Here is a 20,736-nt window from a genome sequence, read left to right as displayed (position 1 = left end):
ACCATTTTTCACGATTTGCTTGCTTTTCGGAGTTTACCAACTGTCTTTTCTACCATTTTTCTCAATCTGCTTACTTTTCGGAGTTTACTTGCCTTCCTTTCTACCACTTTACAATTTTGGGCTCCAAAACGCATCTTGACTAAAAGAATCGTTCTACTGTCGCACTTGACAATCCAATTTTAAAGGGACAGGGTTGCATACACTGTCCCCACCGATACTTTTTTATCCCTTAAGAAAACAGGGCAGTGGATCTAATCCACTGCCCCATTTGTTTATGCTTTTTTCACCTTAATTTTTACGGATTTGCTTGTGTTGCCGGCTTTGTCTTTGGCGTTGAGATAAAGTGTTGCGCCGGCAGGTTTCTTTTTCATTTTGATGGTGAAGTTTCCTTTTTTGCTTGTTTTGGCTGTGCCTATGGTTTTGCCTTTGTATTTAAGTGTGACGATTGAGCCGACTTCGGCTTTTCCTTTTACAGCTGTTGATTTTGTTGTTACTTTATTGACTTTTGGTGCAGCAGGTGCAATTTTATCTTTTACAACAAGTGTCGTTGCTTTACTTACGCGTTTTGCTAAGTCTTCGCTTGTCACATAAAGTTTAATGCCTGCTTTTTGTTTCTTTATTTTCAGTTTGAATTTTCCTTTGCTGTCTGCTTTGCCTTGAGCGACAATCTTTTTCGCAGCATTTTTGACAACAATTTTGGCTTCCGGTTGTGCTGTACCTGTTACATAGGTTGACGTATTGCTGATTGCGCTAACCTTTGGTGCGGCAGGAGCTTTTCCTTTTTTCACAAATACTTTGAATGTCGTTTGCGCAACATTTTTTGAATCCGTTACGATGACATCAAGTTTTTGGTTGCTCTTTTGAACTGGAATTTTCACACTGAATGTTCCATTCGATGCAGCTGTTGCTTTCCCAATGACTGCGGAACCTTTTTTAACTTCAACTTTTGCCCCTTTAACGGTTGTGCCTGTTACCTTGTTTTGGTTGTCATAGATAGATGAAAGCTTCACATGTAAATCTACTTTACTTACTGCACTGTATGCATTTAAGCGGCCAAATCCTGAAACAAGATCGGCACCTTGCGGAAGCGTAATCTCATCATCCGGGTCAATCATTCCACCGCCGCCGATAAGGTCAATCATCGAACCGTCTTCACCTTGGTTATCCTTTTCTTCGAATGCTACATTTTTTGCTGTGTCATGAAGAATCGTGCGAATATCGCTAACCTTTAGCTTAGCATTGTTTGATAAAAGTAATCCCGCAACTGCTGCTACATGTGGTGCTGCCATAGATGTCCCGCTCATATACGTAACATTTCCGTCAGGATAGAGACTTGGAATATTGGTTCCAGGTGCTACTAAGTCTAAACCGATGCCGTAGTTCGAATAGTCGGAAACAAGGTCCCAGCTATTTGTTGCACCAACAGAAATTGCATATTGTGATGATGCAGGATAAGAAATCCCGTATTGACCGTCATTACCACTAGCTGCTACGACTGCTACATTGTGATCTGCTGCATATTTTAACGCGTATTCGAGTGTACGGCTATATTTTCCGCCTAAGCTCAGGTTGATTACCTTCGCTCCTTTATCCACTGCGTATTTAATCCCGTATGCAATGGATTCCGTATCGCCTGATCCAGATGCATCAAGAACTTTTACTGGTAAAATTTTTGCCTTTTGATTAATTCCTTCGATTGAATAGCCGTTCCCTGCAGATGCAGCGATAATTCCCGATACATGTGTACCATGGCCATTATCATCTAAAGGTGTAGCACTTGTATCAACAAAGTTCTTACCGATATCCGTGCGAACGCGGCCTTGTAGGTCAGCAAGTGTATAGTCAACGCCTGTATCCACAACTGCGATTAGTGTATCTTTTAAACTACGATTCTTCACTAAATTTTGCAGTTTATTATTGGCAATATCTGCACCCTTTTTGCCATCGTTCTTATCGTCATTTGCTCCGGTGTTGGCAAGAGACCATTGGTATGGTGATTGAACATCGGCTGATAATGCTTTATATGTTTGAACTTTTTCAACGAACTCCACTTCCGGAAGCTTCTCGATTTGTGAAACCGTTGCTTTCATTGCTTTCGTTTTCGATTGAGCGCTCATGCCAGAAAATTGATCATCATTTAGTTCCATAACATACATGTTATCGAATAATTGGTTATTATTCTTTACATCAAGAGATGATAGAGAACGTGATTTTGATTGTAGAGAGCTTAATTTTTTCCCTGGCTTTAATTTAACGATATATTTGTCTTTCACTTGTGTAGGAAGTTGAATACCCGCTTTTTTTGCAACGTCGGCTACTTCTTTTCCTTTAAGATTTGAAAGATCTACTTTCTTTGAAATGCTTTCCATTTCCGCTTTTAATTTAGCTGGAACGGCAGCTGTAGAAAGATTGTACAATGCGTTAATCGCAGCTTCTTCCTTCTCACTAATTACGTGAGAACTGTTTCCTGCATTTAAGTCATAAATAAGAGTTTGTAAGCTTACTAGATTTTTGTATACTTCTTCCCTCGCACTTTTATTCATTGCTAATTTTAAAACGATGAATGGTGCAGATTTATAGTATAGAGAAGAGAGGTTTCTTCCTTCTTGTGTTTTTGCTAAGATTCCATCACGGAAAAGGCGAATACTTTTTAACATATCTGCGCCGCTTAGTTTTCCACTTGTACTGAATTCAACGGGGCAATCCATACCCGAAGACAGGTCTTTAGATGGTGGTAGTTTCACATCTTTCGCAGATAAAGTAAACTTAGCAGGTCCAAACCCACCTTCAACAGGCGGCTGTTCCTCATCTTGATTGTCGGCTAATGCCATTTCGCCATCCTCGTCTATGTTTCCAAAATACTCAACTTTCACATAATATGGACCTTTCCAAGCGATTGGAAAGTTGATTGTTGCAGCATCCGGAGACATATCCGTGCTTGCGTTATACTGTTCAAATGTGTAATTTTGTTCTGCATTTTCTTTACTAGAGTACACAGAAACATTTACCATTTGATCACTCGTTAATTGTAATTTTATATGGGAGAATTCTGTGATGTCTTTTTGTGTTGGAGTGATTTTGTACCATTGGACACCCGGTTGCTCCAATGTCCCATCGATACTTTGTCCACTAGCAAGCGTCGCTGCATCATCAATGGATGTTGCTGGAATTGTTTCGGCATGAAGGTTTTGCGGCATAATAAATCCCGCAATTAACGCAATGATAAGTACCCAAGCCGTCATTCTACTAAACTTTTTCACGTTTGTAATTGCCCCCTATTAGTTAATTTTCAGGTGTAAAACTATCTCCAAAACTATCATATTTCTGATTGACTTAAATATCAATCTAAAAATGAGCATTTTTGTAAAAATTTTCTGTACTGGGGTATTTTGTCACATTACATTTATCCTTTTTATATTTCGACATTTTTCTACATTTCGTATTGACGTAGATAAAACTCCATTAGTACTATATAAAGAAGTTAGTGGTGATTAGGAGGATGTAAAATGGGACAACGTGGACGAAAAAAAGGGGCAAGCGGGGAAGAAAGTCGCGCACTATTACTGACCATTGCTGCAGAAGAGTTTGCGAATAAAGGTTTTTACGAAACAAAGGTGAGCAGCATCGTCAAACAGGCCAATGTCACCCAGCCAACCTTTTATCTATACTTTCAAAGCAAGGAAGCCATTTTTCAAGAGTTAATCGATTCTTTCCGTGATCAATTATTTTCTCTTACAAAGGTTAGCAAACTCGAACCCGGCATCGTGAGCGAAAATGTACCGGCGCAAATTACCGATCACTTAGCATCCATCTTTACATTCTTTAAAAATAACCCGGATTTAACAAGAATCGGCTTCTTCCTCGCAGTGGAATCCGAAGATATTAAACGCCAATTGGCTTCGCAAATTAAGATGAATCTTGACTCAGAAGTGCAAAATGGCTACTTCCTTTCAAATTTGGATACAAGCCTATTTGCAGAAATGCTTGTAGGGGCGATTGAACGTCTTACCCTGAACCAATTATTCCAAGGCAAAGAAACCCCGGAAAACCTTGCTGCGAAAATGGTTCGATTATTTTTGTATGGAGTTAGCCGAAAGTAAACGAACTATTGTGTTGATGGTGAAGGGGCGAATTTTGAATTAATCTACCATACTTTCGGATTTTCTTTCTTATGGGAGATTTTCGGCGCTCTTGTCTACCATACTTTCGGATTTTCTTTCTTATGGGAGATTTTCGGCGCTCTTGTCTACCATACTTTCGGATTTTCTTTCTTATGGGAGATTTTCGGCGCTCTTGTCTACCATAATTTCAAATTTTCTTTCTTATGGGAGATTATCGGCGCTCTTTTCTACCATAATTTCAGATTTCTTTTCTTATGGGAGATTTTCGGTGCTCTTTTCTACCATACTTTCGGATTTTCTTTTTTATGGGAGATTTCCGGCGCTCTTTTCTACCATACTTTCAGATTTTCTTTCTTATGGGAGATTATCGGCGCTCTTTTCTACCATAATTTCAGATTTCTTTTCTTATGGGAGATTTTCGGCGTTCTTTTCTACTATAATTTCAGATTTTCTTTCTTATGGGAGATTATCGGGGCTCTTTTCTACCATACTTTCGGATTGTCTTTTTTATGGGAGATTTTCGGTGTTCTTTTCTACCATACTTTCAGATTGTCTTTCTTATGGGAGATTTCTAGCGCTCTTTTCTTCAAAAATTCAATTATTGTAGATAGTAATGGAACAAATTACTAATTTCTCCAATAACATATTATCTATTTTTTTTCAACTATTATGTGTTACAATAAATCAGGTTAAATGTCACAACTCACTATCAAGGTGGACGAAAATCAAGTTTTAGAATACTGTAACAACCGGTTATCAGGTGGTCTGGACGGCTACATTTGATAATCATTTTTTATATAAAAAAACGATATACAAAAAGAAGAAAGTTAGTTATTCAGGAAGGAAGAACGGAAATGAAAAGACAGAATGTTTTTAATAAGCTATCATTAAAACTTTTATTCGCTTTGTTAGTTATGACAATTATCATCAGCACGACGATTGGGGTCGTGAATTACAATTTTGCCAAAAAGGAATTAATCAAAAGCGGTGAATTGGACTTGCAGCATCTTGTTAACACCGCCGTGGCTACACTTGAAACTTTAAATCAAGACGTACAAAATGGGGATCTCACCTTAGCGGAAGCTCAAGATAAAGCCCGCGAAATTCTAAATGGACCTAAAAGTGGAAATACATATGATTATTCAAAATCGCCATTTGTCTATAAAAAAAATGGATATCTATTTGCCATCGATTCAAACATAGCAACTACATTAGAACCTAGCGGGAATATTGGCTCCGTAGTAACCGACCCTGCAGCGATTAAAGTGCAAAAGCGATTGCTTAAGGCAGCAAAAGCAGAAAACACGCAGGATCATTTTTACACGTACAAATGGAAAGAAGCAGGCAAAAAGCATTCTTCAGAAAAAATATCCTATGCGACCTATTTCGAACCATGGGATTGGAATGTCGGAATCGGTGCATTTGCTGACGATTTTTATGCAGGGCTCGATTCTTTAAAATGGATGACTATCATTATTTGTGTATCGATTACTCTTATTTGTTTAGTTATTTTTTATTTTGCAACAAGAAGGAAATTCAAGCTATTAAAAACACTATCTGATGTTTCAATGGAAATCGCGAATGGAAACCTAAATGTAGCCAAACTTCCGGAATCATCAGACGAGCTCGGACAATTAAGTAAATCGTTTAATAAAATGGTCCTTGAATTAAAAACAATGATGCAACATTTACAAACGATGAGTACGAATTTAGTCGATTCCGCTACTAATTTATCGGCAATAGCCGAAGAAACAACCGCGAGTGGCGAAGAAGTCGGCAATGCTTTATCGGAAATCACTCAAGGCATGGTGGCACAAGCATCAGATACAGAGGATACCAGTAACAATATTGAAATGCTAACGAAGTCAATTGAAAAGGTAAATGAACACCAACATGCGATGAATGAAATTACTCTTTCCTCTGAAAATGCAGCAACAAACGGCATGAAGATGGTCGAGTTGTTGAAAAAGTCAAATGAGGATTCCTTACAATCATCCGACGAAATTAGTATAGGAATTACGAATTTATTTAATAGAATTCAAAATATATCCAGCATCACAAAAACAATCAATGACATTTCTGAACAAACGAATTTACTCGCATTGAATGCTAGTATTGAAGCGGCGCGTGCAGGTGAACATGGTAAAGGTTTTGCCGTTGTCGCCCAAGAAGTGAGAAAACTCGCTGAAGGATCGCATCAAGCAACCGCCCATATCCAAAACATGATTGCAGAAATTGAAAAAGATACAGAAACAACGGTTATGGCGATGGCCAATACCATTCAGTATAGCCAACAGTTGAGCGAGGTTGTAGGAAAAACTGAAACAGAATTCATGAATATACACGCAACAGTCTCAAAATCTGTCAAAGCGATGGAATATGTAAGCAAAGAAATTGAAAACATTACTTCACAAAGTGAACAAATCAATGCTGCCATTCAAAATATATCAGCTGTGTCGGAAGAAGCCGCAGCATCGGCAGAAGAAATCACCGCATCCGTGGATGAACAAATGAACGCACTTCAAACGACAACCACACTTGCGGAAAATCTAAACAAACTAAGTGAAGAACTGAATCAAACCATTCACCGGTATAAATTATAAATTAGATATAGTAAGCGTTGGACTAGGTCCGCGTTCCAAAGGAAGTAGTCGAAATACTCCCTCCTTTCCTATAAATCAAAATATTGAATGTTCCCTGTATCAATCAAAAATTCCCATTATTCCGAATGACAATTTTACTATTAAATTAACAAAAATAGTATGTTAAAATGAATTTCGTTAATTGCTATTATTGCTAAAACCTAGCAATAAAGCATATTCTACTAATATCTGCGGACAACTTGATGAATAGAATGTTTATAGACCAAAAGTTCTACTAGCAACACGAAGGTCGGATATTTACTAATCAAAGGGACTAGATTGGAAAGTCCTTTTTTATTGTCAAAAAAAATTAGAAAGGAGCTAAACCGAGGCGATGATGTATGATTTTGAAATAAGTAAAGAATATGCAATCGATTATGGCAACATACGACTAAGTCGAAACCAAATAAAAAAGATGCTTTATCAAAATCTTCAATGCATTCAACAAATAACTTTACAAACTAGTGATGAAACTAAGCAATTTTTAACAAAAGAAGAAATCATAGAAATTATTTTGACAAAAGTGCATAGAAGAGAAGTAATTGAACTGATTCATATGATTTCTTTAATCAAAAATAGACATTCAAATGTAAGCGACTATCTACAATATATTTTAATGGGTATTTTTGCAGAAAACGAATAATTCTACATATTTTGGAGGACAGATGAAAATGAACGGCCTGAATAGATTTAATAAAATGTCTACCAAACTAATATTAGGTATATTAGTGATGACAATTGTCATTAGTACTACAATCGGGGTTGTAAATTATCAATTTGCGAAAAAGGAATTAATAGAAAGTGGAAAATTGGATTTGCAACATCTTGTCCATACTGCCGTGTCCACCCTTGAAACATTAAATCAAGAAGTAGAAAACGGAAAACTTTCATTAGATGAGGCGCAAGAAAAGGCACGTGAAATTATAAACGGTCAAAAGGTTGATAATGGAAATGCTATCTATGATTATACGAAATCACCATTTTTGTACAAAAAGAATGGATATGTTTTTGCCATAACGTCGAATCGTGAAGTAACGATGAATCCAATTACACCAATTGGAACAAACGACACTTCACCATCAGCTGTTAATGTTCGAAACAACTTAATTAAAGCGGCTAAAGCCCAAAATAGTTCAGATCATTTTTACATCTATAACTGGAAAAATAAAGGCGAGATGAAATCACGTGAAAAAATATCGTATATGACCTATTTCGAGCCATGGGATTGGAATATCGGAATCGGAGCGTATACCGATGAATTTTATCACAACTTGGATGCGTTAAAATGGATGACCATCATTATTTGTGCATCGATTACAATCATCTGTCTACTTGTTTTCTACTTCGTAGTGAAAAGGAAATTTAAGGTGCTCGGAACACTTGCGAATGTTTCATTAGAAATCGCGAATGGAAACCTGAATGTAGCGACCCTTCCTGAATCATCAGATGAACTCGGACAACTTAGTACTTCATTTAATAAAATGGTTAGTGAATTGAAAGCGATGCTTTATCATTTTCAAGATATGAGCACGAATTTGGTAGACTCAGCTACAAATTTATCAGCTGTATCGGAGGAAACAACTGCCAGTGGTGAGGAAATAAGCCGTGCCCTTACTGAAATTACACAAGGGATGGTTGCCCAAGCTTCCGACACAGAAGAAACAAGCAGAAGCATTGAATTATTGACTTCTTCCATTGAGAAAGTAAATGAACACCATGATGTGATAAAAGAAATTACCGTTTCGTCCGAAAAAGCAGCGACAAACGGAATGAAAATGGTCGAACAGTTAAAAAAATCAAATGATGACTCGTTAAAATCTTCTGATGAAATTAGTATAGGGATTACAAATCTATTTAATAAGATCCAAAATATCTCTGGCATTACGAAAACCATCAATGATATTTCTGACCAAACGAATTTACTTGCACTCAACGCAAGTATCGAAGCGGCTCGTGCAGGTGAACATGGCAAAGGCTTCGCTGTCGTCGCACAAGAAGTAAGGAAACTCGCTGAAGGTTCGCAACAAGCAACTGCACATATTCAAAATATGATCACTGAAATTGAAAAAGATACCGAAGCAACGGTAATGGCGATGGCTAATACAATCCAACATTCCCAACAGTTAAATGAAGTAGTTGGAAAAACAGAAACTGAATTTAACAATATCAATTCAACTGTGACAAAATCTGCTCAAGCGATTGAATATTTGAGTACAGAAATTGAAAACATTACTACACAATGTGAGCAAATCAATGCTGCCATTCAAAATATATCAGCCATTTCTCAGGAGGCAGCAGCATCCGCTGAAGAAATTACCGCATCTGTAGATGAGCAAATGAACGCCCTTCAAACCACAACTACACTAGCGGAAAACCTGAACAAACTAAGCGAAGATTTAAACCAAACCATCCATCATTATAAATTGTAGGTGCAAGGAAGGCGGGAAGGTCCCCCTTCTCAAGACAGAGAGTCATTTCACTCTCTGTCTTTTTTAGTCAATAGTTTAAAATAATTAGCAGACAAACGCTTGGGTCTCCTTCCGATTTTCTGTATTTTATATATTTTTTCTTGGTTAATTTAAGAAGAAGTTAACCAAGTTCATTAGATGCTAAATCGGGTTTGATAAATAAGCGGAAAAATTTCTCTTAATTAAGAAATAGCAATGAAAATACCTTATATAGACGGAGAAATTCCGACTATTAACTCCAAAACAGTGAAAATGTTAAATTTTTCTTTGCTTAATCGGAAAACCTCCGCTTATATGCCCACAACCGAGCTATATTCCGTTGTCTAACCGGAATATTTACGCTTATTTTGATTTTCTTTGGTTGCCTCAAAAGGACAGCAAATACTTAGTCCTTTTACCAAAATTAATGGCCAGTTCCTCTATCCTAAGATAGGAGAACTGGCCATTTTGGTCTTATTTTTTCACAGTAACTTTTCTTGCTGGACTAACATTTTTAGCTTTGTCAGTGGCTGTTACGGATAAGACTTTTCCTGCTTTTTGTGCTTTGATTTTTACGCTGAATTTGCCTTTTTTATCTGCTTTGGCTGAGCCTAGTTTTGCTTTCCCAGCTTTGACAGTAACGGTTGAACCCGCTTCTGCTTTACCTGTTACTTTTGTTGTTCTGCTTGTTACTTTATTTACAGTTGGTGCTTTTGGAGCGGTTTTGTCTGAAACAACGACTGTTGCCGCTTTACTTGCATTTTTGCCTACTTTTGCAACGACTGTTAATTTCGTGCCGGCTTTTTGCTTTTTAATGGAAACACTATATGTTCCATTAGCAGTAGAAGTATTGGAACCTATTTTTGTTTTCCCTTTATATACTTCGATTAATGTATTAGCTGCAGCTTTGCCGGTAACTTTCGTGCTTTTGTCAGAGACGGCATTTACCTTTGGTGCAAGTGGTAATGATTTATCAATTGTTATTGTTTTCGTTGTGACATTACCCGCTAAATCGGTAAGTTTTAGTACGAATGTATTCACACCGTTTTTCGTTAATGGAAGCGTAAGTTTTACATTTTTAGAGAGTTTTCTCATTTCATATGGTTCTTTCAAGACATGATTGTACTCTTCATTTCCATTCACAAGGAAGCGTAGTTGGTCAAAATTGTCGGCAATTGTTGCTGTTACGACTACGTTCTTTGTGTTAACGTCTACTTTACCGTTTGCTGGTAATCCTTTGACACTGATTGTTGGTGCAGTTGTATCGACAAAAATTTTGCGGGAAAATTCCATTACATTTCCTGCATAATCTACACCGGTTACTTTAAATTCATGTGCACCATCTTTCGTAAATGTAAGTGTTGATTTAAATTCATATTTGTTTGTAGCTTTATTGAACGTAACTTTTACTGTTTGTTTGGAACCAGCTAGTGCCTTGCCTGTTACCACTAAATGATCGATACCCGATTTCTCTTCGATCTGACCTTCAAATGGAACTTTATAGGAATTATATGTTCCAAGTGGTTCTGGTTTTGTTGTTTTTGCATCTAGATATGGAATCGTGTCATCGCCCGTTGCAGCAATGCTTAGGTTTCCTGCATAATCATATGCTTTAACAAGAATAACTGATTTTTCTAATCCAGGCATTTCTTCATTATACTGATCTTTCGCAGGTAAGAATCCTACTCGTTCACCATCAACAATGACTTCATATGCTTTAATGCCGCTTCCAGCATCTTTCGCACCGAAAGATAACACGCCATTTTTGTATTCTGCATGTACTTCTGGAGCCTTTGTATCAACTAGAACTGGTACTTGTACTACTTGCGGTTTTTTACCAGTATAATCGATTTGTGTTTTAATTTGGTAATAATATTGTCCATCCGGAACAAGTTGATTATTTGCTTTTCCATCCCATGTTGTGTAAGCCGGATCATATGAGAAATAGGATTCTGGATCTGCTGAATCATAGTAGTTTTTATATTGATCCTCTTCTTTGTGCAATGTACGAATTTGCTTTTTATTTTTGTCTAAAATTGAGTATTCTACGATTTTACTGTTTCGTAAGAATGATAAAACAGGTGTAACTGTATCAGTACTTCCATCGCCATTCGGTGAAATAGCAATTTTGTTTTTATAGAAAACATTCTCTTGGAATGGATCTGCTCCAAGGTCATTTTCATTATTATCGATCATGCTTGATACGCCATAGAATGATTCTGCATTATCATAAACCATCGCGTCTAGAACTGGTGGCTTATTCCAATCGCCTTTAAAGCCCATGTATGGAACGGATAAGCTAGGAACATTGTCTTTCGCACTTGTGAATGTTACAAATCCTTCTACAAAGTAGCCATTTTTCATCAATGCAAGTAAGGATTTGTCTGCAGCTGAAAGATCGATTGCTACTGTTACGTCTTTTGTTTTCCCTTTAGGAACGGTAACTTGAGAAGGAACCGTTACTTTTGCATCCTTAATTACTTGGGCTGCTTCAGCATTTTGACCATCAATAATTAAGTCTGTTAATGGTTTTGTATCTACATTATATGTAACATCTTCTTTGCCGAAGTTTGTTAATGTTAATGTAAATTTGATTTGGTTGCTTGTAATTTCTTTTAGGTTTACTTTTGGTTCTTTTGTATCTTTCGTTGTTACATAGACAGGTGTTTCCACTGCTGCATCAAGTTTCATTAAGCCAGCGCCTTCACGACGAGGTGAATAGAATGTGTCAACATTAGGATCTACAAGCGGCACGGCTGTGTTCATTAATAATGTTTTTGCTTGTTCTACTTTCTGGGCACCTGTTAAAGATTTGAATAGATTGCTTTGTTTCATATATTCTAATACGAGTGCTGCGCCACCAGATACATGTGGTGCTGCCATCGATGTTCCACTCATTAAACCATATTGGTTATTATTTAAAGTAGAATAGATTTGCCCGCCCGGTGCTGTTATTTCAGGTTTGAAATCTAAGTTTGGTGTTACTCCCCAAGAAGTAAAGTCACTCATTTGACCTGCACTTGGATTATTGATCTCTGTTTTTACACCTGAGAATGTAATGGTTACCGTTTTTCCAGCATCTAATTGAGCTTTGAATTTATCCCCATCTTCTTGAAGCATGAATAATTGAGGAATCTTAATTGCAGCATCCGATTGCATGTTTACGATACCTGTTTGGTTATTGTAAACAATGACACCAGCTGCTCCTGCTGCTTGTGCATTCTTTGCCTTTGTTACAAAGTCAAGTTCCCCACGGCGAACGAGTGCATACTTCCCTTTGTAATCACCAACAAATTCTTCTGGTTTGCCAATTCCTGCAGCTTTTACTTCGAATGTTTTTTGATCGACATCATTTGGATGTACACTGCTTGCTGATAAAAATGCTGCTGTACCTTTTTCACCGCTGATATCAAAGTTTAGGCCATCTACTTGCATTTTTGTATTTTCAAATGAAGCTACTGAGATGGATTCACTAGATAAACTCGGTGCACCAACTACACCAATATCAGGGTTTGAAGCTAACGGACTAACGGTACCGCCGCCAATATTTGTAGAGTTACCAGCTGAAATGGACATTAACACGCCATTGTCAACTGCACGCTTAATCGCTTGTTGTTCAGGATCATTTTTGTCAACAAAAGATGCTGTTGATCCTAAACTCATATTCAATACATCCGCTCCTAGCTTAATTCCATCATCAATCGCTTTAATATAAATATCTCCGAAAGTGGATGGCATTGCTGGGTCATTACCGAATACTTTAAGAGCTAGTAGTTGTGCTTCAGGTGCAACCCCTTGAATTCCGCCATTCTTTTCGTCACCATTTGCGGCAACTGTACCTGAAACGTGCATCCCGTGCATCGATGCATCTGGACCTAAATCTCTGATTTCATTATTTTTGTCTGCGTAGTTGTATCCGTAAGGAACTTTTACTGTGAAGTATTTTCCTGGAAGCTTGTCTTTTGAAATAATTCCTTTAACTGAGGATTCAGTTAATTTTGCTTTTGTATCTTTTGATAGAATCATATCTTTATGGCTGGAATCGATTCCTGTATCAATGACACCGACAACCATCCCGTCGCCTTTATAGTTAAGATTCCATGTTTCTTTCGCCCCAATTAAATCTTTGCTGGAGATCATTTGTGGTTTTTCTTTCGGACGATCATATTTTTTGGCAATATAAACATTTGTTACGTTTGGAAGCTTCTTCAAATCATTAATCTTGCCGTATTCCACTTGTCCACTCACACCGTTAACAACAGTTGTGAAGGAATTCTCTACTTTAAGACCGATTTTCTTTGATTTTAATTGCGTAGTAAAATCTGTTTGTTCTTTTTTAACATTTGCTTGTAAAGTAGTTCGCTTTGATTTAGATAAATCCTTATAGCGAACCCCTAGCTTTGTTGCATATTCAATCGCGGGTTGACCTTTTAGTTCAACGATGACGCGAACTTTATCGCTATTTTTGTATTTTTTCTCACCTTTTAACTGGCTAACGCGATTACTCTGTTTTAATGATTGTTTCCAATCCGACTTAGCATTCGAAGTCGTTTGTGCATTCGACTTTATGCCCATAAAAGCGCTGGAGAATGCTAGTAGGAAAATCATCATAAAGAGTGCAACTTTTTTTAGTGTCTTAAATTTATACACATACTTCCCCCCGTTCTATTTTTTCTGTCGGTTGCTGATTATTTAATAGAAAACAATCAACAATTTCTCTACTTAAAAAGACTATTCTTATAGCCTCCTTTCAATAGACTACAAATATTCGCATAGTTCTGTCGAAATATGCTATACGATAAAAATTTACCACTTTTAGTCTATTTAGTAAATAGAAATATAATGAATTATATAAATATTACTAATGTTCTATAATGGTATAATCTAGTACTAATTCCTTTGGCTCAGTAGGAAAGACCTGGCAGTTTATTATTAAAATTTAGTGTCCTATTACAATCTTCTAAAAATAGATAAGTGAGAAGTCCTGATTTGAAATTTAAGCAGTTTTCCTCATCGACAAATATCGACATAATTCGATATAATGAAAGCACGGTAAGGTTTTGGTTGGTACCTTATTTCTAACTTTTCCGTCTTGTGAAACACTGAGCTTTGAAGGGGCTCAGTGTTTTTTTGTTATGGAGTTAGGAGATGGTTTTGGGGATCGTACTTGCGAGTTTGTAATTCATATTTTGGGTTTGCGCATCATAGCCCATTCCAAATTACAAATTTTAATATAAAAAAGTTCTGCGGAGGTTTCCCCCAGCAGAACTTCGTTAATCTAATAACTTCTATCTATATAAAGCGGTTCAACTTTATATAGATGAATTTCCTTTAGTCCTTTATATTTATTGGATTCGGAAACTCTGTAGCGATAATAAACCTCCTTAATCAGTTTTTTGTATTTGTCTCTATCTTTTTTGTTGGTGAACATTTGGGCATATAATTTATCTGAGAAATTTCGTTTTAATAATTCTTTTTCTATTTTTTTGTTATTAATCGTAACAAATTGGTTTTTTTTGCCTGATACCGTTGAAGTGATAAACTTTTTGAGCTCGCTTGTTGTTTTGATCACTTTTTCCTTTGGATAAGCTATTTTATTAGTATTTTGATTTGGAGAAACAAAACGGTCTATATACTTGAAATTTTTATCATACATGAAAAGTGTAAGTTTACTTTCCTTCCCATCTACGACTTTACTAAATGCATAATCTCTAACACCTTTATATCTAGGAAGATAGGCATAATCATCCGGTGATACTTTTTTTGTTGTCTTTAGTTTAAGACTGCCATCTTTATTGATCGTATACATGCGATAAATCGTACTCTTCTTTCCCGTTGCCGGTCCAAGTTCAAAGTAATTCTTAAATTCAATTGAAACGCCCAATTCATCCTTATAATTCGGATCCGTGTTAAACGCGTTTTCTAGGCTTACATTCTTTTTTGAGTGTTTAATTTCAAAATAGATTTTCTTGCTTTCTTTTTTCAATCCATTTTCTACTTCTGCTGATATTGCATACTTCCCGTTTCTTTCAATATTGACGAAGTTAACGTAGTCCCCACCGTAAATTCCAATGGCGTTAGATGTTTCGTACTCTCCATCCTTTTCATAATAAAAATGGTAATAGACATAGCCCTTATATTTCTCTTTTGGTGCATGAAACATGACCGTCGTATCATTAATGACACGAATTTCTGGAGCTGCAGTTACACTTGTCGCATAGGACTTTTGTGCGCTTACTGAAAGAACCAGAATGAAACTTAAGGTGATCAGAGCACAAATTACTACCGATTTAAATTTCCTCATTTTTGAACCTTCTCCCGCTGTTTTCTTTTAACGTGACAATTTCCCTAGGTACTTTCGTCTTACTTTTAAATTAATAGATAATCTTGGAAAAGTAAATAGAATAGGAGAAATGTTCTGTATGACTAGATTTAAAAATGCAAAAAAGTGCTACAAACGCTAGCACTTTTCTAATCAATCATATTATTTTACGTCAATCTTAAACTTAATTTCCTTGCTATCTAAGGTGAAACTTGGTTTATATATTAATTCATAACTATCTGCTTTCGGTACATCATAATAAAGCTTACCAGTTAGTTTTTTCCCTTTGTTGACATCTCCAGAGATCGCGATATCATCATATCCATAATATTCTTCTAACTGATTGCCATCTTTATCATAAAGATTAAACTCAGTATTATCGATGAATGCTGAATCATCCCCTGAATTTTTCGTAGAAAGTTCTAATGTAAGAACATTTCCTTTTTTAGCCTTTGAGTATTGTTCAGGCTTTGTAAAAGACGCCTTTGTAATAGTAACTTCAAGTCCGTTCACCTTCACGGTATCTCCTACTTTAAAAATTTGATTTTTTGCTTTTTGCTCCGTCTTTTCGCTTGATTTTTTATCAACCTTTTCTACTTGTGTTTCACCGCAACCAGCCAAAATACTTCCAGCAAGAACAAATATGCTTAAGGAAGCTAATAGTCTTTTTTTCATTTGTATACCCCCAAAAAAGTTGTAGTATTTATAAAATCACCATTTTCAATAATATGCCAGTATAACTTATCAAGTAAAGAGGTATTGTTTTCCAGCCGATTTTAGGGGTTTTGTTATTTATAATTATTATGTAAAAATAATTTTTAATAAGTAGAAAAAGGTGTTCTTTCAAAAGCATTAAATTTCTGAAAAAACACCAAATCTGATTAAAATATTTTAATAGCAAGATTATAATATCTTTCCCTATCGGTTAATCCGTTGTAACCACCGTTTACTCTTCTCGTGATTTCCTTTACTGTTGCACCACGATCACACAGTGCGTTCATATTGTTGGAATTCCACCAAAAACCGGCACTCGTCCACGGATAAGTGACCGAAACGTAGTTTACTCCACTCATAACCTTTGTATCTTTGATTGCCGTTGAAAAACGTTGATAGTTGTATCTGCCGGTTAATTGGATATAACCAGCCCCTTTGAATTTTGGCCCATCGCCTTTATAGATATTGCCTAGATCTTTTCGTCCCTCGTATGCTTTTCCACTTGCGATTTCTTTTGTATATCGTCCCGCGCTTGATTCATGACTTGCCTGACTCATGAAGTGCCGAATTCTTTGCGGGGTGGTAATATTATATCTTTTTAGGCAGTTATTCAAGTCTTTTAACATGGAAGTCGTAATATTTACCCAGCCTAATTTTTTTAATTGATCACTAGTTATATATGCCTTCCCAATATTTTCTGCCGGTTTATTTGGAAGAATCCATTTTTCGCCTATCCATGTTTTGATCTTATACCAGCCGTTACTTGCTGTATCGATGACCGTTACACTTTGTGGTGATAGCTTTTCCTTCCGCCTTTTTGTTACGTCTGGTTTATCGTATAAATTTGTAGTGGAAACTAGTTTCATAGACACACCATCTGGTGAAACCCATTTTTCCCCTAACCATGTCTTGATTTTATACCAGCCTGTTCCTGTCGCACCTGTGACAGTAACTGTTTGCGGGGAAAGTTTCTCGTTTCTTTTTTTGGAAAAATCGGGTTGATTGTATAATGTAGTCGTCTTACTTAACTTTAATTTCGCCCCGTTCGGAGCAACCCACTTTTCTCCTAACCACGTTTTGATTTTGTACCAGCCGGTTCCTGTTGCATCAATGACCGTTACGGTTTGGGGAGAGACACTTTCTTTTCTTTTTTTGGAAAAATCAGCTTCATTATATAAAGGAGCTGTTTTGGTAAGTTTTAGCTTCACTCCTTTTGGAGTAATCCACTTTTCCCCTAACCAGGTTTTAATTTTATACCATCCAGTCCCTGTTGAAGTGATGACTGTTACAGTTTGTGGCGCTAAACTTTCCTTTCTTTTCTTGGAAAAATCAGCAGCATCATAGAGGTTCGTAATAGAAGTTAGCTTTAATTTGGTTTGTTTTACTTGTTTTGTTTCGCTTTTAGCGAGCGGCGCCGCTTGGGAATCCCATGATCCCATACTTACAAAAATTAAAAATGCAGTCACTACTATTGCCATTAATCTTTTCCACATGGCTTCAACCTTCTCCTCCCTATTCTAAGTACAGTCCTCTCCACTCTATCTCCGAAAGAAATATAGATTTATAGATTACGATTCAAGTAGGGACAAAGCTGTGAAAGTCGAGGAGATGAACGAGCAGACCTTTTTCACTAGAATAATATAGAACATTATCTATATATTGTATATAGTTCCTTTTTCCCCCTATTTTAAAGATAGAGCGAAAATCATGGTGGACAATGCCCGCTAAGAATAGAAGGCAGCAAGTGAAAAAAAGCCCTACAGAGATTCATTCTCCATAGAGCTTTCATACACGCTAATTTATATATTTCGTTAAAATTGTATGAGTTCAATTACTTTCATTTTGACTTTTTTTCTTTAGGTTTCATAAATAATGCCATAAAACCAGCAATGATTAAAAAGATAAATGCAAAGGTAAAAAATAAGCCATTTACAAAAAATCCGTAAATAGAAAAGATAATAAGAAGGACTCCACAGATTTTTCTAACAGCGGCCTTAGGAATCCAAGAAAGGAACCCAACAAATATAGCAAGAATACTTAACCAAAATACTGATGCTCCGTCACTCGCCATCTCACTTTCTCCGAAAACCGTTCCACCTGCAGTTACAAGAAAACCAGAAATAATACCAGAAATACCACCAATAATACTTAAAATCGCTACCCAAATTTTCATTTTTAAACTCACCCCTTTTTTTGAATCAATTTATGTATTGGGTCATTTTTCATAGCCTTGCGAAATAATCTATTAGAATACGATTTCGTTAATCGAAAAAACAAATAGCTGCAATTTGTGAAAAATGAACCTTGTAAATTATATCAATATATCATCTTGTTTAAAATCTCGCACACTGTCTAAATTATTACCAACACAACCATAATAAGGAACTTTCATTTCACATATTTTCACCTATTAATAGAAGGTGATTGCTCCGATTTTTATTTTTCAACAAATAATATATTGTTATTTTAGAATAAAAAAAAGAAGCAACAACCCACCCTTTTGAATAAGCGGATAAAGCCGTTACTCCTTTTTGACCTGCAAGCATTTTCTCCGACTACCACTGGACACTTCGTTATTAATGGACTATTTCCCCTTATACGAAGTGACCGAGATCATTGGTGCCTGGCACTTAAATTCCTTTTTTATCCAACCCATGGAAGATTTCCACGGTATTTGATTTGAATGATTACTTTGCCTTGCCTATTAATAAATCCCCATTTGCCGTTTCTATTCACAGCGGCTAGACCACCGGTGAAATTTCTGACACTGTCATATTGAGGCTTGACAATAACTTTTCCTTGTTTATTGATGAATCCCCATTTCCCATTTTTTTCAACAGCTGCTAAACCTTCTACGAAATTGTCCGCTTGACCGAATTGTGGATTGATTACAACTTTGCCTTGTTTATTAATGAAACCCCATCTGCCGTTTTTTTGTACTGCCGCACGTCCTTCATTATAATAAAAATAATTGTCATACTGAGGGCTAATAATGATTTTCCCTAGTTTGTTGATCATGCCATATTTCCCGTTCAAATTAACAAGTGCCAACCCTTCATAAAAATTGAATGCCTCATCATAAATAGGTTTGATAACTTCTTTTCCGGTCTTATTAATGAACCCCCATTTCCCATTCTTTTCAATCGTCGTCATGCCTTCTGAGAAAAAATCAAAATTATTTTCGTAAGGGAATGTAAATACCATTTTTCCCTTTGTATTGATAAGTCCATTACTATCTCCCATTACTACATACGCTAGATCCTCTACGAAACTCTTGGCGTATCCATATTGGATCTTAATGACTACCTTCCCTTGTTTATTAATAAAGCCATATTTCCCGTTCATTTGAACACTGGCCAACCCATTAGAGAAAAACTCTACGCTATCATATTGAGGCTTAATGACTTCCTTCCCCTGTTTGTTGATGTATCCCCATTTTTCATGTTTTTCAACAGCTGCAAGACCTTCCACGAAACCTTGAAAACTATCATACTGAGGTTTCACAATAACTTTCCCTTGAGAATTCATAAATCCCCATTTGCTCGCCTTTTTAAATGCCAAAAGACCTTTTTCATCGAGGGTTACTAGATTTTCATATTGGGGTTTAATGATTACTTTGCCTTTTTTGTTAATGGTTCCCCATTTCTTATTCGTCTCAACGGCTGCTTGGCCATTTGAAAAGTTTTCAACATAATCATATTGAGGCTTTATGACGATTTTCCCTTGATTATTCATAAACCCCCACTTCCCGTTTTTTTCATACGGTGTAAATCCCTCACTAAAGTCGAGATTGATTGTTTCCTGATTATTTACTGCCAACGTTGGTAATTGCGGTGTAAAAAATAAACACCCAAGCAATGCCAAAATAAAAAAGCTATTTCTCAAAGTTGTACTCATTACAATTGACGCTCCCTTTTCTATCATTATAAAACCGACTCCCACGCATAGTTGCTTCTTTTTAATTAGTATAATTTACAATATTTATAGTAATTTATAGTGAAAAAGTTGTAAATCTTTTTTCACAGGGAGGTTATGTACCGGTTTGAGAACATCGAAGAGGAATACCATCTACAAACCAGTAACCATACAAATAAAGATGAATATCCTATAGTGTCTATTTGTATTTTGAAACGATTATGGGGGGAGGATGATGGCACCCAAGAACAATAAAATACCCGGACCAAGTTTGCAATTTCCTATTATTTATCAAGAAACGATACGGGTGAAATTGCCTCAAAGCACTGATATAAAAACCTTCTACACTTATTCCGATGGGAAGAAGAGGGTTTATTATGATCGTGATGGAGCCGAGGAAGGCAGTCAAATTCTTGATCCTAATACAGTTTCGTTCGTGAATGTGTTTATTAATGCTGTACTGCAGCCCATCCAAAACTTCAAAATTTCACAAGGGGAATTTCAGATTCTTACATCTGAATTGCCTATAAAAGGGGTTCCAATCATTTTGCAGTTCATTACTATTTATTGAGGGG

Annotated in this window: 12 protein-coding genes; 5 read left to right on the top strand and 7 right to left on the bottom strand. The window is 36.4% G+C overall.

The annotated features are described in order from the left end of the window. Nucleotides 1-272 precede the first annotated feature (272 nt). Entirely contained in the window at nt 273-3,242 is a 2,970-nt protein-coding gene (locus tag I5776_RS03450; RefSeq protein ID WP_202780659.1) for a S8 family peptidase, read from the bottom strand. Nucleotides 3,243-3,506: 264 nt separating this feature from the next. Here I5776_RS03450 and I5776_RS03445 point away from each other — a divergent pair, with 264 nt between their 5' ends. The 4 genes from I5776_RS03445 to I5776_RS03430 all read left to right on the top strand — a co-directional run bounded on the left by I5776_RS03445 (nt 3,507) and on the right by I5776_RS03430 (nt 9,192). After that, nucleotides 3,507-4,100 carry a TetR/AcrR family transcriptional regulator gene (locus tag I5776_RS03445; protein WP_202778983.1) on the top strand — a complete coding sequence of 198 codons (594 nt, stop codon included), beginning with the start codon at nt 3,507-3,509 and terminating at the stop codon, nt 4,098-4,100. Between the two features lie 875 nt (nt 4,101-4,975). Then, nucleotides 4,976-6,724 (top strand): methyl-accepting chemotaxis protein, encoded by a 1,749-nt coding sequence (locus tag I5776_RS03440; RefSeq protein WP_202778982.1) that lies wholly within the window; start codon nt 4,976-4,978, stop codon nt 6,722-6,724. A 373-nt stretch (nt 6,725-7,097) separates the two neighbouring features. Then, nucleotides 7,098-7,406, top strand: a complete 309-nt coding sequence (locus tag I5776_RS03435) for a hypothetical protein (protein WP_202778981.1) — start codon at nt 7,098-7,100, stop codon at nt 7,404-7,406. Nucleotides 7,407-7,434: 28 nt separating this feature from the next. Continuing rightward, nucleotides 7,435-9,192 (top strand): methyl-accepting chemotaxis protein, encoded by a 1,758-nt coding sequence (locus I5776_RS03430; RefSeq protein WP_202778980.1) that lies wholly within the window; start codon nt 7,435-7,437, stop codon nt 9,190-9,192. 492 nt (nt 9,193-9,684) lie between these two features. Here I5776_RS03430 and I5776_RS03425 read toward each other — a convergent pair whose 3' ends face one another. From I5776_RS03425 to I5776_RS03400, 6 genes are all read right to left on the bottom strand, one after another. Then, on the bottom strand, nt 9,685-13,860 hold the full coding sequence (locus I5776_RS03425; RefSeq protein WP_202778979.1) for a S8 family serine peptidase: 4,176 nt from the start codon (nt 13,858-13,860) through the stop codon (nt 9,685-9,687). 628 nt (nt 13,861-14,488) lie between these two features. Further along, on the bottom strand, nt 14,489-15,514 hold the full coding sequence (locus I5776_RS03420) for a hypothetical protein (protein ID WP_202778978.1): 1,026 nt from the start codon (nt 15,512-15,514) through the stop codon (nt 14,489-14,491). A 180-nt stretch (nt 15,515-15,694) separates the two neighbouring features. Beyond that, the gene (locus I5776_RS03415) at nt 15,695-16,207 is read right to left on the bottom strand and encodes a DUF4352 domain-containing protein (RefSeq protein ID WP_202778977.1); all 513 of its coding nucleotides are present in this window, start codon (nt 16,205-16,207) and stop codon (nt 15,695-15,697) included. A 206-nt stretch (nt 16,208-16,413) separates the two neighbouring features. Beyond that, complete coding sequence (locus I5776_RS03410; protein ID WP_202778976.1) at nt 16,414-17,739, bottom strand: glycoside hydrolase family 19 protein; 1,326 nt, start codon at nt 17,737-17,739, stop codon at nt 16,414-16,416. 344 nt (nt 17,740-18,083) lie between these two features. Further along, complete coding sequence (locus I5776_RS03405; protein WP_202778975.1) at nt 18,084-18,419, bottom strand: hypothetical protein; 336 nt, start codon at nt 18,417-18,419, stop codon at nt 18,084-18,086. Nucleotides 18,420-18,889: 470 nt separating this feature from the next. After that, on the bottom strand, nt 18,890-20,143 hold the full coding sequence (locus tag I5776_RS03400) for a WG repeat-containing protein (RefSeq protein WP_202778974.1): 1,254 nt from the start codon (nt 20,141-20,143) through the stop codon (nt 18,890-18,892). Nucleotides 20,144-20,396: 253 nt separating this feature from the next. Between I5776_RS03400 and I5776_RS03395 the strand changes: the two genes are divergently transcribed. Then, the gene (locus I5776_RS03395) at nt 20,397-20,732 is read left to right on the top strand and encodes a DUF4183 domain-containing protein (RefSeq protein ID WP_202778973.1); all 336 of its coding nucleotides are present in this window, start codon (nt 20,397-20,399) and stop codon (nt 20,730-20,732) included. Nucleotides 20,733-20,736: the final 4 nt, after the last annotated feature.

Origin of the sequence: Heyndrickxia vini (assembly GCF_016772275.1) — a bacterium.
In the GTDB taxonomy this organism is placed as follows: domain Bacteria; phylum Bacillota; class Bacilli; order Bacillales; family Bacillaceae_C; genus Heyndrickxia; species Heyndrickxia vini.
Note: the sequence above shows the minus strand (reverse complement) of the source record. Positions and strands in the feature narration are given on the sequence as shown.